General features: G+C 70.4%; 15 protein-coding genes. 9 read left to right on the top strand and 6 right to left on the bottom strand.

Annotated elements, in window-relative coordinates:
• Window positions 1–110: 110 nt before the first annotated feature.
• Window positions 111–1,370 (top strand): LCP family protein, encoded by a 1,260-nt coding sequence (locus ACFWCK_RS08055; protein WP_378805376.1) that lies wholly within the window; start codon window positions 111–113, stop codon window positions 1,368–1,370.
• Window positions 1,371–1,439: 69 nt separating this feature from the next.
• Entirely contained in the window at window positions 1,440–2,264 is an 825-nt protein-coding gene (locus tag ACFWCK_RS08050; RefSeq protein ID WP_378805375.1) for an SGNH/GDSL hydrolase family protein, read from the top strand.
• A gap of 36 nt (window positions 2,265–2,300) precedes the next feature.
• Here the strand turns inward: ACFWCK_RS08050 and ACFWCK_RS08045 are convergent, their stop codons facing one another.
• Complete coding sequence (locus tag ACFWCK_RS08045; RefSeq protein ID WP_378805374.1) at window positions 2,301–3,113, bottom strand: TrmH family RNA methyltransferase; 813 nt, start codon at window positions 3,111–3,113, stop codon at window positions 2,301–2,303.
• Between the two features lie 113 nt (window positions 3,114–3,226).
• Here ACFWCK_RS08045 and ACFWCK_RS08040 point away from each other — a divergent pair, with 113 nt between their 5' ends.
• From ACFWCK_RS08040 to ACFWCK_RS08030, 3 genes are all read left to right on the top strand, one after another.
• On the top strand, window positions 3,227–4,063 hold the full coding sequence (locus tag ACFWCK_RS08040; protein ID WP_378805372.1) for a Sir2 family NAD-dependent protein deacetylase: 837 nt from the start codon (window positions 3,227–3,229) through the stop codon (window positions 4,061–4,063).
• Window positions 4,060–4,644 carry a histidine phosphatase family protein gene (locus tag ACFWCK_RS08035; protein ID WP_378805371.1) on the top strand — a complete coding sequence of 195 codons (585 nt, stop codon included), beginning with the start codon at window positions 4,060–4,062 and terminating at the stop codon, window positions 4,642–4,644. Before ACFWCK_RS08040 ends, ACFWCK_RS08035 begins: the two co-directional genes overlap by 4 nt.
• 111 nt (window positions 4,645–4,755) lie before the next feature.
• Complete coding sequence (locus tag ACFWCK_RS08030) at window positions 4,756–6,039, top strand: nitrate/nitrite transporter (protein WP_378805962.1); 1,284 nt, start codon at window positions 4,756–4,758, stop codon at window positions 6,037–6,039.
• Window positions 6,040–6,072: 33 nt separating this feature from the next.
• On the opposite strand, the gene ACFWCK_RS08025 is transcribed toward ACFWCK_RS08030, so the two are convergent.
• From ACFWCK_RS08025 to ACFWCK_RS08015, 3 genes are read right to left on the bottom strand one after another with little or no spacing between them, the layout of a single operon-like run.
• Window positions 6,073–7,461 carry a dihydrolipoamide acetyltransferase family protein gene (locus tag ACFWCK_RS08025; protein ID WP_378805370.1) on the bottom strand — a complete coding sequence of 463 codons (1,389 nt, stop codon included), beginning with the start codon at window positions 7,459–7,461 and terminating at the stop codon, window positions 6,073–6,075.
• Window positions 7,458–8,468: an alpha-ketoacid dehydrogenase subunit beta gene (locus ACFWCK_RS08020; RefSeq protein ID WP_378805368.1), complete on the bottom strand. Its 1,011-nt coding sequence runs from the start codon at window positions 8,466–8,468 to the stop codon at window positions 7,458–7,460. The genes ACFWCK_RS08025 and ACFWCK_RS08020 overlap by 4 nt, the downstream gene beginning before the upstream one ends.
• A 1-nt stretch (window position 8,469) precedes the next feature.
• Window positions 8,470–9,579, bottom strand: a complete 1,110-nt coding sequence (locus ACFWCK_RS08015) for a thiamine pyrophosphate-dependent enzyme (protein WP_378805367.1) — start codon at window positions 9,577–9,579, stop codon at window positions 8,470–8,472.
• Window positions 9,580–9,738: 159 nt separating this feature from the next.
• On the opposite strand from ACFWCK_RS08015, the gene ACFWCK_RS08010 reads away from it, so the two are divergent.
• Window positions 9,739–10,224 carry an Lrp/AsnC family transcriptional regulator gene (locus ACFWCK_RS08010; protein WP_378805366.1) on the top strand — a complete coding sequence of 162 codons (486 nt, stop codon included), beginning with the start codon at window positions 9,739–9,741 and terminating at the stop codon, window positions 10,222–10,224.
• Here the strand turns inward: ACFWCK_RS08010 and ACFWCK_RS08005 are convergent.
• Window positions 10,184–11,083 carry an alpha/beta fold hydrolase gene (locus tag ACFWCK_RS08005; protein ID WP_378805365.1) on the bottom strand — a complete coding sequence of 300 codons (900 nt, stop codon included), beginning with the start codon at window positions 11,081–11,083 and terminating at the stop codon, window positions 10,184–10,186. The genes ACFWCK_RS08010 and ACFWCK_RS08005 overlap by 41 nt on opposite strands.
• A gap of 90 nt (window positions 11,084–11,173) precedes the next feature.
• Here ACFWCK_RS08005 and ACFWCK_RS08000 point away from each other — a divergent pair, with 90 nt between their 5' ends.
• From ACFWCK_RS08000 to ACFWCK_RS07990, 3 genes are all read left to right on the top strand, one after another.
• The gene (locus ACFWCK_RS08000) at window positions 11,174–11,920 is read left to right on the top strand and encodes a 3'-5' exonuclease (RefSeq protein ID WP_378805364.1); all 747 of its coding nucleotides are present in this window, start codon (window positions 11,174–11,176) and stop codon (window positions 11,918–11,920) included.
• Between the two features lie 32 nt (window positions 11,921–11,952).
• The gene (locus ACFWCK_RS07995) at window positions 11,953–12,246 is read left to right on the top strand and encodes a hypothetical protein (RefSeq protein ID WP_378805363.1); all 294 of its coding nucleotides are present in this window, start codon (window positions 11,953–11,955) and stop codon (window positions 12,244–12,246) included.
• A gap of 74 nt (window positions 12,247–12,320) precedes the next feature.
• Entirely contained in the window at window positions 12,321–12,542 is a 222-nt protein-coding gene (locus tag ACFWCK_RS07990) for a hypothetical protein (protein WP_378805362.1), read from the top strand.
• Between the two features lie 51 nt (window positions 12,543–12,593).
• On the opposite strand, the gene ACFWCK_RS07985 is transcribed toward ACFWCK_RS07990, so the two are convergent.
• Window positions 12,594–12,851 (bottom strand): type B 50S ribosomal protein L31, encoded by a 258-nt coding sequence (locus tag ACFWCK_RS07985; RefSeq protein WP_233309421.1) that lies wholly within the window; start codon window positions 12,849–12,851, stop codon window positions 12,594–12,596.
• Between the last annotated feature and the right edge of the window lie 65 nt (window positions 12,852–12,916).

Here is a 12,916-nt window from a genome sequence, read left to right as displayed (position 1 = left end):
TCGACGCCGGTCTCAGCATTCCCAAGGGATCGGCTCAGCGGATCCACGACGGGCGACCCTAGAGTGCGAGCCGGCATTCCATTCGGAGCGCCCTGCCCGAAGGAATCTCTGTGACACGACACCGTTCGGCGCGCCCGATCGCCCAGCACAGCTCTGCACGACGGCCACGCGCTTGGGCGCGAGCACTCCGCGCACTCGGCATCGCCCTCGCCGTGGTCCTGGTGAGCACCGCGGCCGTGGTCGGATATGTGGTCAGCGATCTCACCGCAGCGGTGGCGCACAACAGCGTGCAGCTCGAAGGCGGTCCCACGACCGCGCCCGACATCGGCGCGTACAAGAACGGCTTCAACCTGCTCGTCGTCGGCATCGACGCCTGCGAACCGAAGTACGCGGACCTGTTCCCCGGCCGTTGCGATGGCCCCGACGCGTCGAGCGTGAACAACGACGTGACCGTGCTCATGCACGTCTCGAACTCACCGCGCCGCATCACGGTCGTGAGCTTCCCGCGCGACATGATCGTGCCCGTGCCGTCGTGCACGGCGAAGGACGGCACGAACGTGTCCGCGCAGAGCGCCGCCCAGATCAACACGACCTATGACGAGGGCGGGCTGTCCTGCGTCGCCAAGACGGTGTCGGCGCTGTCCGGGCAGCAGGTCGACTTCGCCGCCGCAGTGAACTTCGGCACCGTGATCGACATAACGAACGCGATCGGCGGAGTCCAGGTCTGCCTCGCCACCCCGATCGACGACGCCTACACGGGCCTCAACCTGAGCGCCGGCGAGCACACGATCCAGGGCCTCCAGGCGCTGCAGTTCCTGCGCACCAGGCATGGCCTCGTGAGCGGCAGCGACCTCGCGCGCATCGGCAACCAGCAGCAGTATCTGGCCAGCCTCGCCCGCCAGCTCACGAGTGGGAAGGTGCTGTCGAACGTGCCCGAAGTGCTCAAGATCGCCACGATCGCGCTGACGAACCTCGAGGCCAGCACGACTCTCAAGAACCCGGCCACGATCCTTCAGCTCGCCCTCGCCGTCAAGGACGTGCAGCCCTCAGACATCACGTTCATCCAGTATCCGAACGTCACCGACCCCGACAACCCCAACCGCGTCATCCCGGATGCCCCCTCCGCGCAGACGCTCTGGTCCGCCGTCGCGGCGAACCAACCGGTCCTGATCACGCACCAGAACACGGTGAACGACGGGGTCACGGTCGAACCGACGACGCCCACGGACGCGCCGACGCCCGGTCCCGCCGGCTCGGCGGCTCCGACCTCGACGCCGACGCCGGCCGCTTCCGCAGTCCCGCTCTCCGACAACGTGCGCGGCAGCACGGCGGCCCAGCAGACCTGCACGAACGGCGACACCAGCGGCTGATCCCCACGTGCGCGGGTAGTCTCGGATGCTGTGCCGCGCCGAGCAGGCGCCCGCGAGGAGGAGAGGATCATGTCCGGTCACGAACCGCGCACCCCGTACGTCCCCAATGAGACGCCGCACCCATGGCACCGCTATGTGGCGATCGGCGACTCGTTCACCGAAGGCATCGGCGACCCCGATCCGACGGCCCCGGGGGGCCACCGCGGCTGGGCCGATCGCGTCGCGGAGGTGCTCGGCGCGCAGAGCGAGGACTTCGCGTACGCCAACCTCGCCGTGCGCGGCAAGCTCATCGGTCAGATCAGCGATGAGCAGATCGCCCCGGCGATCGCACTGAACCCCGATCTGATCACGCTCTGCGCCGGGGGGAACGACGTCATCCGCCCGGGGACCGATCCCGACGAGATCGCCGTGCTGCTCGACGACATGGTCACGCGCCTCGATCGCACGGGCGCGGCGATCGTGCTGTTCACCGGCATCGACACCAACTTCACCCCCGTGTTCCGCCCGTTCCGCGGAAAGGTCGCGATCTACAACGAGAACGTGCGCGCGATCGCCGAGCGGCACGACTGCATCGTCGCCGATCAGTGGGGCCTGAAGATCATCCAGGATCCGCGTTTCTTCGCCGACGACCGGCTGCACATGAACCCGCTCGGCCATCACGAGGTCGCCCGTATGGTGCTGCGCGCCCTGAACGTGCCCAGCGACCTGCAGGAGATGGTCGCCGACCCGTTCCCCGCACGCACCTGGCGGGAGGCCCGCAGCGAGGACCTGATCTGGGCGCGCACGCACCTGGTGCCGTGGGTGCTGCGACGCCTGCGCCACCAGTCGTCCGGAGACAGCATCGAGGCCAAGCGCCCCGAGCCGCTGCCCGTGGTGCTGCCGCACGACGAGTGACCCGGAGACCGCGTGGGCGGGACGGCGAACGGCCGTTCAGCCGCGCGGCGGATGCTGCAGCGCCCAGAGCGCGACAGCCGCGGTCGAGGCGACATTGAGCGAGTCCACGCCACCGGCCATGGGGATGGTCACCACGGCGTCCGCGGCCGCCACCGCCTGGGCGGTCAGGCCGGGTCCCTCGGATCCGAACGCGAGAGCGACGCGTTCGGGGCGCCGTGCGGCATAGGCATCGAGCGTCTCGGCGTCGTCCTGCAGCGCCAGCGCGGCGAGCCGGATCCCCTCGCTCCGCAGGATCGGCACCAGTTCGTCCCAGCTGTCGAACCGCGTCCACGGCACTTGGAACACCGTGCCGGTGCTGACCTTCACGCTGCGGCGGTACAGCGGGTCCGCGCAGCGGGCGGAGACCAGCACCGCATCGGCGCCGAGGGCCGCCGCGGCGCGGAAGGCCGATCCGACGTTCTGGTGCTCGATGAGATCCTCCAGCACCAGCATCGTGCGCGACCCGCGCACCACGTCTGCGAGCGTCGGGAGCGAGGGCCGGTGCATGGCCGCCAGCGCGCCGCGGTGCACGGGGAACCCGGCCACGGCCTCGACCACGGCGTCCGGGCAGACGTACGCTTCGACATCGGCATCCCCGAAGAGCGCGCGCAGACCGTCCAGCCAGCGCTCCTGGGTCAGGACGGAGCGCGGGCGATGCCCCGCGCGCACAGCGCGCTCGATGACCTTGAGCGATTCGGCGATGTACAGCCCGCCGTCGACGTCGCCGCGAGTGCGCAACGCCGTGTCGGTGAGCCCGCGGTAGTCGTCGAGTCGAGGATCTGCAGGGTCGTCGATGCGGGTCTCATGCACGGATCCACTCTTCCAGGTCGCTCGGGTCCGACGAGTTCTGCACGCCATCGGCACGCATCGGCGACTCGGCCGCTGTCCGTCAACGCGCCCGTAGACTCGGGCGAGGAGGTCGGATGAACACCAGCACGCCGTCGCTGCACGCGCAGCTCGAGCCCGTCGCGGAACTCCTCGCCGACCGCCGCATCGCGTTCCTCACCGGCGCCGGCCTCTCCACCGACTCGGGCATCCCGGCGTATCGCGGCGCCGGATCGATGCCACGGCGCACGCCCATGACCGTGCAGACGTTCCTGGGCTCGCAGGAGGCGCAGCGTCGGTATTGGCTGGGCAGCCATCTCGGCTGGCGCTCGTTCGGCGCCGCTGCGGCGAACCCCGGCCACCACGCCATCGCCGGACTCGAGAGAGACGGGCATGCGGTCGGCGTCATCACGCAGAACGTGGACGGCCTGCATCTGGCCGCCGGTTCCGCACGCGTGGTCGAGCTGCACGGCACCATGCGCACCGTGCTGTGCCTGCAGTGCGGCCAGAGCTTCTCCCGCGACGCCGTGGCCGCGCAGATCGAGAGCCGCAACGCCTGGCTCGACGTTCCGGACGACGTGCTGCTCGGCCCGGACGGCGATGTCAGGCCCGAAACGACCGCGGGCTTCTTCCTGCCGATCTGCACGGTCTGCGCAGGGCCGCTCAAGCCCGACGTCGTCTTCTTCGGCGAGTTCATCCCGGCCCAGCGGTTCGCGACTGCGGAGGCATTGCTGCGCTCGGGCGACGCATTGGTCGTCGCCGGTTCCTCGCTGGTGGTGAACTCCGGCATCCGCATCATCGAGCGCGCACGCCGCCGCAGCCTCCCCATCGTCATCGTCAACCTCGAGCCCACCAGGGCCGATGCCTGGGCCTCCGCGACCATCGCGGCATCCACGAGCGTCGTCCTCCCCGCCCTCCAGGAGCTGCTCACGTGACCCTCATCACTCTCATCCGCCACGGCCAGACCGACTGGAATCTGGATGGCCGGATCCAGGGGTCCACCGACATCCCGCTGAACGACACCGGTCGCGCCCAGGCGCGCGCCGCCGCCGTGCGCCTCGCCGGCCAGCCCTTCGATCACGTCTATGCGAGCCCGCTCGTCCGCGCCATCGAGACCGCGGAGATCATCGCCCGCGAGCTCGGGCTCGCCGTGCCGCTGATCACCGTGGGGATGCGCGAGCACGAGTTCGGCGAAGCGGAAGGGCTGCTCTGGGATCAGTACCGGGAGCGGTTCGGAGCACGTCACGATGACGTGCCCGGGGCCGAGACCACCGCGCAGCTGACGGACCGCGCGCTCGCCTCGCTCGCCCGGATCGACCTCGCGGCCCGCCGACGCTCCGCCCCGCGAGTGGAGTTCGTGCTCGTGTGCACCCACGGCGGCGTCATCCGCGCCCTGCTCGAGCACGCCTCGGGCGGCACGCTGCCGGCACCCGGCGAGCGGCTCGGCAACGGATCCGTGCACCGCTTCGCGATGGACGGCGGCGGCTTGAGACTGCTCGACGCCGCCGTCGTCTGAACGTCGATCCCGCGGGGCGGCGCCCCGATCGGAAACGGCGCCGGGCGTAGGATCGAAGACGCCGCCGACCCGAGGAGAGCCGTGAATCCCGCCCCTGCACCGACCTGGCGGATGTGGCTGATCTGGATCGTGGGTGTATCGGCCTACGTCGTGTCGATCACGAATCGCACGTCGCTGTCCGCGGTCGGGGTGGACGCCGCGCACCTGTTCCAAGCGGATGCGTCGACCTTGTCGCTCTTCGCCGTGCTCCAACTCGCGGTGTACGGACTCATGCAGATCCCGGTCGGCCTGCTGCTGGACCGCTTCGGTTCTCGGCCGATCATGGTCGCCGGAATGCTGCTGATGGCGGTGGGCCAGCTCGTGATGGCGTTCGCGCCGAATGTCGGCGTCGCGATCGTCGCGCGCATGATCCTCGGCGCCGGCGACGCCGCGATCTTCCCCGGCGTGCTGCGCCTCGTCGCGATCTGGTTCCCGGCGCAACGGGGCCCGCTGATGGCGCAGCTGACCGGCATCGTCGGCCAGCTCGGTCAGCTCGTCGCGCTCCTCCCCCTGCCCGTGCTGCTGCACTCGACCTCGTGGTCCGTCACATTCGGTTCTCTCGCCGGGCTCGGCGTGCTGTTCACCGTGCTCGTGTTCGCGCTGATCCGCAACCGCCCTCCCGAGCTCACCCAGGACGTCTCGGTGAACACCGACACCGGTGCGATCCGCGTCGTCACCTCTCAGGCGGACCTGCGCGTGTCGCTGCGCGAGGCACTCGCCCACCCCGGCACCCGGCTGGGCTTCTGGACACACTTCACGACCCCGTTCGCCGGCACGGCCTTCATGATGCTGTGGGGCATCCCGTTCCTCACGAACGGCGAGGGACTCTCGATCGGCGCGGCCTCGCTGGTGACCACGGTCTACGTCATCTTCGGGATCCTGTTCGGTCCCGTCCTCGGTGCGCTGTCCGCCCGTCATCCGACGAGCCGGTCCCTCATGCTCGTGCTGCCGACGATCGCGCTCCAGGTGCTCGTCTGGCTCGCCGTGATCCTGTGGCCCGGCACGGCGCCGCTGTGGCTGCTCATCCTGCTGGCGATCGCACTCGCCACCGGCGGACCCGCGTCGATGGTCGCGTTCGACCACGCGCGCACGCACAATCCGCAGCATCGGCTGAGCACCGCCACCGGCGTGGTCAACGGCGGCGGCTTCCTGGCCGCCCTCGTCGCGATCTTCCTGATCGGTCTCGCGCTCGATCTGCAGGGCGCGGGCACGCCGACCACCTACTCGCTGGAGGCGTTCCGGTGGGCGTTCCTCACCCAGATCCCGCTCTGGGTGCTCGGCACGGTCTTCATCGTGCGGGAGCGGCGCCTGACCCGGCGGGTCCTGGGTCTGGACCGCCCTCCCCGGAACGACTGACCGCGCGATCAGCGACCGCGCGGCCAGCGACGTTCAACCGAGCAGCATCGCCCGGCCGGGCTCCTGCAGCACATCGGCGACAGCTTTGAGGAACTGCGCACCCTCGGCCCCGTCCACGATCCGGTGATCGAACGACAGGCTGAGCGTCATCACATCGCGCAGCGCGACCTCGCCCTTGTGCTCCCACGGCAGGCGCCGCACCGCGCCGAGCGCGAGGATGCCAGTCTGCCCCGGCGGCAGGATCGGGGTGCCGGCATCGATCCCGAACACGCCGATGTTGGTGAGCGAGAACGTGCCCCCGACGAGGTCAGCCGGCGGAGTCTTGCCGCTGCGCGCCGTACGGGTGAGCTCGGCGACCGCCGCCGCGAGCTCCCCCAGGGGCATGCGCTCGGCATCGCGGATGATCGGCACGATCAGCCCGCGCTCCGTGGCCGCGGCGATGCCCAGATCCACGAAGTGCTGCTGCACGATCTCGCCCGCCTCGCCGTCCCATCGCGAGTTCAGCCCCGGGAAGGCGGAGAGCGCCAGGCACACGGCCTTCGCGACCACGGTGAGCACCCCGATCCGCGGCGCGTCCGGTTTGGCGCTCGCCCGCAGCGAGGCGATGAGGTCGGTCGTCGCGGTGACGTCGACGGTGTGGAACGTGGTCACGTGCGGAGCCGTGAACGCGCTCTGCACCATCGCCTCGGCCGTGTGCTTGCGCACGCCTCTGATGGGGATGCGGGTGGTGGCGCGCTCCCCCCGCACCGCCTGGGCGGGCGCTGCGGACGGAGTCGAGACCTCGACCGTTTCGAGGGGGCCGCCGGCGCCGCGCTGACCGATGCGCTCACGGTAGGCGTCCACGTCGGCACGGGTGATCACCCGGTCGCCGAGTTCGGCGGAGACGAGCACGAGGTCCACGCCCAGGCCCTTCGCGTAGGCGCGTACCGGCGGGGTGGATCGCGGACGCTCGCCGCGCACGGGCGGGGCCGGCACCACGGCGATGTCGTCGTGCGGCGCGGCGACCCGCACGTCGACGTCGGAGGCGACCGCGGTCGCCGCGGACGCGGCTCCGGCAACGGCCCGGCGTGCTCGACGCTGCGGCCGACCGGTCGACGGCGCGGCACCGTAGCCGACGAGATTCGGCCCCGAGCCCTCCTCGACCTCGGCGGTCGCCGGAGTCCCGGGCGTCGTCACGGCCTGACCCTCGATCTCGAAGCCGACCAGCGGTGCTCCCACGAGCACGACGTCGCCGGCCGCGGCGTGCAGCGAGGTGATCACACCGGCGTGCGGCGAAGGCAGCTCGACGATCGCCTTGGCGGTTTCGACCTCCGCGAGAGTCTGGTTCAGGGTGACGGTGTCGCCCTCGGCGACGAGCCACTGCACGATCTCGGCCTCGGTGAGGCCCTCGCCGAGGTCGGGGAGAAGGAACTCCTGCTTCATCGGTCCACTCCCTCCAGCAGCTGCTCGTCGTCGCAGACGCGGTCGACCGCGTCGAGGATCCTGTCGAGGTCCGGCAGATGGAACTTCTCCAACTTGGCCGGCGGGTAGGGGATGTCGTGGCCGGTGACGCGAAGCGGCGCCGCCTCGAGCCAGGTGAAGCACTTCTCCGTGATGCTGGCGATGACCTCGGCGGCGACACCCGCCTCGCGCGCGGCCTCGTGCACGACCACGACACGGCCCGTACGGCGCACCGAGGCGCACACCGTGCCGTAGTCGACTGGTGACAGCGAGCGCAGGTCGATGACCTCGAGCGAACGCCCCTCCGCCTCCGCGGCTTCCGCGGCATCGAGCGCGGTGCGGACCATGGCCCCGTAGGTCACGACCGTGACGTCGTTGCCCTCGCGCACCACCCGGGCGAGCCCCATGGGCGGCGCGTCCGCGAGCGGGGTCTCCAGATCCACCTCGCCCTTGGCGTGATACAGACGCTTCGGCTCGAAGAAGATCACGGGGTCGTCGCTCGCGATGGCCTGGCGCAGGCAGGTGTACGCGTCCTGCGGGTTCGACACGGCGACCACACGCAGGCCCGCCGTGTGCACGAAGTAGGCCTCGGGCGACTCGGAGTGGTGCTCGGCGGCGCCGATCCCGCCGCCCCAGGGGATCCGGATGGTGATCGGCATGGGAACCGTGCCCTGGGTGCGGTAGTGCAGCTTGGCCACCTGGGACACGATCTGGTCGAACGCGGGGTAGACGAATCCGTCGAACTGGATCTCGACCACGGGCCGGTAGCCGCGCATCGCGAGGCCCACCGCCGTGCCGACGATGCCGGACTCGGCCAGCGGCGTGTCGATCACCCGCTCCGCGCCGAACTCGTCCAGCAGCCCGTCCGTGATGCGGAAGACGCCGCCGAGCTTGCCGATGTCCTCGCCGAGCAGCACGACCTTCGGGTCGTCGGCCAGTGCCTGCGAGAGGGCGGCGCCGAGCGCCTTACCCATCGTCATCTGCGTCATGTCACGCCTCCGCGAGGGTTGCGAGGTAGCGCTCGTAGTCGGCGCGCTCCTCGGCGATGCCGGTGTGCGGCTCGGCGTACACCCCGTCGAACACGGCGAGCGGGCCGCGAGTCTCGAGGCCGAGGCATGCCGCCCGCATCTGCATGGCGGCTTCGTCCGCCTCCGCCGCGATACCGGCGGCGATCTCGTCGGTGAGCGCGCCCTCGGCGCGCAGCAGGGCCTCGACCCGAGCCAGCGGGTCCTTGCCGCGCCAGTAGTCGAGCTCGGCAGGATCCCGGTAGCGGGTCGGGTCGTCGGCGGTGGTGTGCGGGCCCATCCGATAGGTGACGAGTTCGAGGAACGCCGGTGAGCCGCCGCGGGCCTGCTCCAGTGCCCAGCGGGTCGCGGCGAACACGGCGAGCACGTCGTTGCCGTCCACGCGCATGCTGGGAATGCCGAAGCCCGGGGCTCGCCCGGCGATCGGGTGCTGCGACTGCACGGCGACCGGCTCGGAGATCGCCCAGTGGTTGTTCTGGCAGATGAAGACGACCGGGGCGCGGTAGGAGGACGCGAAGACCATGGCCTCGTTGACGTCGCCCTGGCTGGTGGCCCCGTCGCCGAAGTAGGTGACCGCGACCTGGTCGGAACCGTCGTGGAGGATGCCGAGCGCGTAGCCGACGGCGTGCAGAGTCTGCGCGCCGATGATGATCTGCAGCGGCGCCATGTGCATCACGGCGGGGTCGTAGGACGCCCCCTCCTCGCCGCGCCACATCCGCACGTAGTCGCCGGGCTGCGCGCCACGCGCCAGCATCACGCCGGTCTCGCGGTAGCTGGGGAACACCACGTCGCCGTTCTTCAGAGCGCGTGCGGAGCCGATCTGCGCGGCCTCCTGCCCCTGGCACGGTGCCCACAGGCCCAGCTGCCCCTGCCGCTGCAGCGCCACGCCCTCGGTGTCCAGGCGACGCAGCACGATCATGTCTCGCAGCAGTGACAGCAGCTGCGCGGAGCTGACGTCGGCCGCGTACGGGGACAAGCGCGTGTCGTTGCGGCGCCGGCCGTGGGCGTCGATGAGGCCGGCGGGCTCGTCGAGCCCGACGCCGGTGACGGTGATCGGATCAAGGTGGGTTGACATCTTCGTCCTCCTCAGTGGATCCGCCCTCGTGAGGAGGATCCGGTGCGTCTTCGCTACGCCTTGAGAGTACGTCCGCTTGACACGTCGCTCAAGCATTCCCAATCGCCTTGAGCATGTTGCCAAATAGGCGCCCACGGCAGAGTGCTAGCCTTTGGCAACATGGCAACTCTCGATCGCACCGATCTCGACATCCTCGAGATGCTCTCGGCCGACCCCCGCACCACGGTGGTCGCGATGGCCGAGAAACTGCGGCTCTCGCGCAACACGATCCAGGCCCGGATGGCCCGCCTCGAGGGGACCGGGGTGTTCCTCCCGTACGAGCGGGCCTTCTCCCCCGCCGTGCTCGGCTATCCGCTGCAGGCGTTCGTGAGCATCGGGGTCCGTCAGACCGAGCTGCCGCGGATCATCGCCGAGCTGGCGCGCGTGCCGGAGGTCGTGCAGGCGCACGGGCTGAGCGGCTCGATCGATCTGCTCGCCCTGGTCGCGTGCCGCGACGCCCGCCATCTCTTCGACACCGACGCGCGGATCCTCTCGATCGACGGCGTCGAGCGGACCGAGACATCGCTCGCGATGGGCGAGGTCATCCCGTTCCGCGTCGGCGGCCTCATGGGGCTGACACGGCGAGAGGCCGGAGGAACCGCCTGATCGCGCCCGCCGCCTCGGCAGGGGTCTCGTAGTGGATCAGGTGCCCGACATGGGCGATCTCGACCAGCTCGGCGTCGGGGAAGAGAGTGGCCAGGTGGCGCTCGGCCTCGATCGGCGTGATGTCGTCGCGCTGCGCCGCGACGAGCAGCGTCGGCACGGTGATCCGCGGCGCGAACTCTCGGACGTCATGGGAGACGCTCGTGCGGAACGCCTGGCTCAGGACCTCGCGGTCCGCGAACCGTGAGAAGTAGGTGTCGTGCTGATCGTGCACGAACCGGCGCAGTTCCGGATCGCTGGTCTTCGCCATCGCGATGCTCATGCCCCGCACGATGATCCTGTTGCGCAGGAGCTCGGTGCCGATGCCCTCGGGAAGCCGCGCCCCGAGGGCGTAGTAGAGGATCGCGAGGCGTGTGAGCACCGCCTTCGGGCCCTCCAACGCCGGCGCGCCGATCGGATTGACCAGGATCAGCCGCGGCGTCTCCAGCCCGCGCGAGACGGCAGCCGATGCCACGATCGAGCCGAACGAGTGCCCGAGGACGACCGCGCCCGGGGCCGCCACCGCGGCGAAGTCGATGAGCCACTGCGCGTAGGCGTCGATGTCGTGCACGCGGCCCGGCAGTGGTGCGGTCTCGCCGAATCCCGGCAGATCGGGCATGATCACGCGAATGCCGGGCAGGTGCGCGACCACCGGCTCCAATCCGTGGTGCTCGCCGCGGAAACCGTGCACCGCGAGAACGGTGAGCTCGGCATCGTCAGGGCCGTAGCTCCAGTACGCCGTGCGTCCGCCGAGAACCTCGGCCTCCTGCCGACGCACGGAGATGCGATCCAGGCGTGCGGCATAGGGCGAGGGCGCGGGCATGGTTCGAGTCTACGGGCGGGATCGGTACTGCCTGAGCGCACTGCCGCGTGCCGGGACGGCGATGTCCGGGCCGCACCCTACGGTGGCGTCATGACCGCTTCGACGCCGCTTCCGCCCTGGTTGACCCGCGTCGGGGTGTTCGACCTGGAGACCACGGGAATCGACGTCACCCGGGACCGCATCGTCACCGCGCACGTCGGTGTGCTCGACCACCACGGCGCCGAGATCGCCGCCCGCACCTGGCTGGCCGACCCTGGAATCCCCATCCCCGCCGGCGCCACGGCGATCCACGGCATCACCTCCGAACGCGCCTACCGCGACGGCGCACCCGCCGCACAGGTCATCGCCGGCGTCGTGACCGCGCTGCGTTCGCTGCTCGATCAGGGTGTGCCGGTGGTGGCGTACAACGCCGCCTTCGACTTCTCGCTGCTCGCGCACGAGGCGCGCCGGCACCGGATCGCCCCTCTGGAGAACCCCGCCCCGGTGATCGATCCTCTGATCATCGACAAGACCTACGACCGGTATCGCCCCGGCAAGCGGACGCTGGAGATCGTGGCCGCGCACTACGGTGTCGACCTGACCGGTGCGCACGATGCCTCGGCCGACGCCGTCGCCGCAGGCCGGGTCGCCCAGGCGCTGGCCCAGCGTTTCCCCCTGCCGGCGAGCGCGGGTGAGCTGCACACCCGCCAGATCGGCTGGGCCCGTGCACAGGCCGCGAGCCTGACCGACTATTTCGTGCGGATCGGCCGGATCGAGCCCACCGAACGCGTCGACGGCCGCTGGCCGGTGCGCGATGGTGACGCCGCCCGTCAGAGCGCGCCCACCGGGTCCTTCTGACAGATCCGGACCCTGCGGCGTAGCCTGCAGGGGTGAATGCGACCCTGAGCGCGGTGCTGGGCTGGAGCACGGCAGCCCTCCCGGTCGCGCTCGGGCTCTACGTCCTCGGCTATGCCGCCTGGGTGCTCGTTCGTCGCAGGCCGCTCGAGAAGCGCTACGTGGGAGGCGGAGGAGGGATCGGCGGCGCCTTCGACAGCGTGTTCGCACCTTCATCGATGGAGGCCGAGGCCGAACGCGACCGGCAGACGAGGCGGACCGCCCCCGCGCCGGCGCCCGGCGACCCGCCCTGGGGCATCGACGGCGACAGGATCCGGATCGACCTCTGACCGGCACGTTCCGCACCGGCAGATCCTCGCGCGGTAAACTGGGCGGTTACCCGACCGAGGGAGGCGCGACCGCCATGATGACCGACACCGCACGCATCGAGATCCTGGAACAGGAGATCGAGAGGATGCAGACCGTCATCGACTTCCTGCAGGTGACGTTCGCCCAGGAGCCGAAGCGCAAGAACCGTTTCCGCCGCGTGATCCGCCATGCCGAGGGCAAGATCGACGGCATCCGGTTCGCCCTCGAGACGATCCGGTCGACGGCGCCCGCCATCGACGGCCCGGGCTCGGCGTAGACAGCAGAAGACCCCCGCCTCGACCGAGGACGGGGGTCTTCGCAGAGGCGATTACTTGGAGGAACCGCCGAAGTTCTTGAAGCGCTGGTTGAACTTCTCGACGCGGCCGGCCGAGTCCATGATGCGCTGCTTGCCCGTGTAGAACGGGTGCGAGGCCGAGGAGATCTCGACGTCGATGACGGGGTACTCCACGCCGTCCAGCTCGATCGTCTTGTCGCTCGTGACCGTCGAACGGGTCAGGAAGGTGTCGCCCGAGCCGAGGTCGCGGAACACGACGGCCTGGTACGTGGGGTGGATGTCAGTCTTCATGGGATTCCTTACGTGGTGCCCTGGATTGTGCCAGGGGCGAGGGAAGTCTGCGGTGCCGAGAGCAC

Origin of the sequence: Microbacterium sp. NPDC060117 (genome assembly GCF_042729315.1) — a bacterium.
Classification (GTDB): domain Bacteria; phylum Actinomycetota; class Actinomycetes; order Actinomycetales; family Microbacteriaceae; genus Microbacterium.
This window is presented reverse-complemented; position numbering and strand designations above follow the sequence as displayed.

Excerpts from the sequence above, each read along its gene's own strand:
- ACFWCK_RS08020 (WP_378805368.1), bottom strand. The coding sequence starts at position 8,468 with ATGACGCAGATGACGATGGGTAAGGCGCTCGGCGCCGCCCTCTCGCAG.
- ACFWCK_RS07985 (WP_233309421.1), bottom strand. The coding sequence starts at position 12,851 with ATGAAGACTGACATCCACCCCACGTACCAGGCCGTCGTGTTCCGCGAC.
- ACFWCK_RS08000 (WP_378805364.1), top strand. The coding sequence starts at position 11,174 with ATGACCGCTTCGACGCCGCTTCCGCCCTGGTTGACCCGCGTCGGGGTG.
- ACFWCK_RS08050 (WP_378805375.1), top strand. The coding sequence starts at position 1,440 with ATGTCCGGTCACGAACCGCGCACCCCGTACGTCCCCAATGAGACGCCG.
- ACFWCK_RS08010 (WP_378805366.1), top strand. The coding sequence starts at position 9,739 with ATGGCAACTCTCGATCGCACCGATCTCGACATCCTCGAGATGCTCTCG.
- ACFWCK_RS08030 (WP_378805962.1), top strand. The coding sequence starts at position 4,756 with ATGTGGCTGATCTGGATCGTGGGTGTATCGGCCTACGTCGTGTCGATC.
- ACFWCK_RS08005 (WP_378805365.1), bottom strand. The coding sequence starts at position 11,083 with ATGCCCGCGCCCTCGCCCTATGCCGCACGCCTGGATCGCATCTCCGTG.
- ACFWCK_RS07990 (WP_378805362.1), top strand. The coding sequence starts at position 12,321 with ATGATGACCGACACCGCACGCATCGAGATCCTGGAACAGGAGATCGAG.
- ACFWCK_RS08015 (WP_378805367.1), bottom strand. The coding sequence starts at position 9,579 with ATGTCAACCCACCTTGATCCGATCACCGTCACCGGCGTCGGGCTCGAC.
- ACFWCK_RS08040 (WP_378805372.1), top strand. The coding sequence starts at position 3,227 with ATGAACACCAGCACGCCGTCGCTGCACGCGCAGCTCGAGCCCGTCGCG.
- ACFWCK_RS08025 (WP_378805370.1), bottom strand. The coding sequence starts at position 7,461 with ATGAAGCAGGAGTTCCTTCTCCCCGACCTCGGCGAGGGCCTCACCGAG.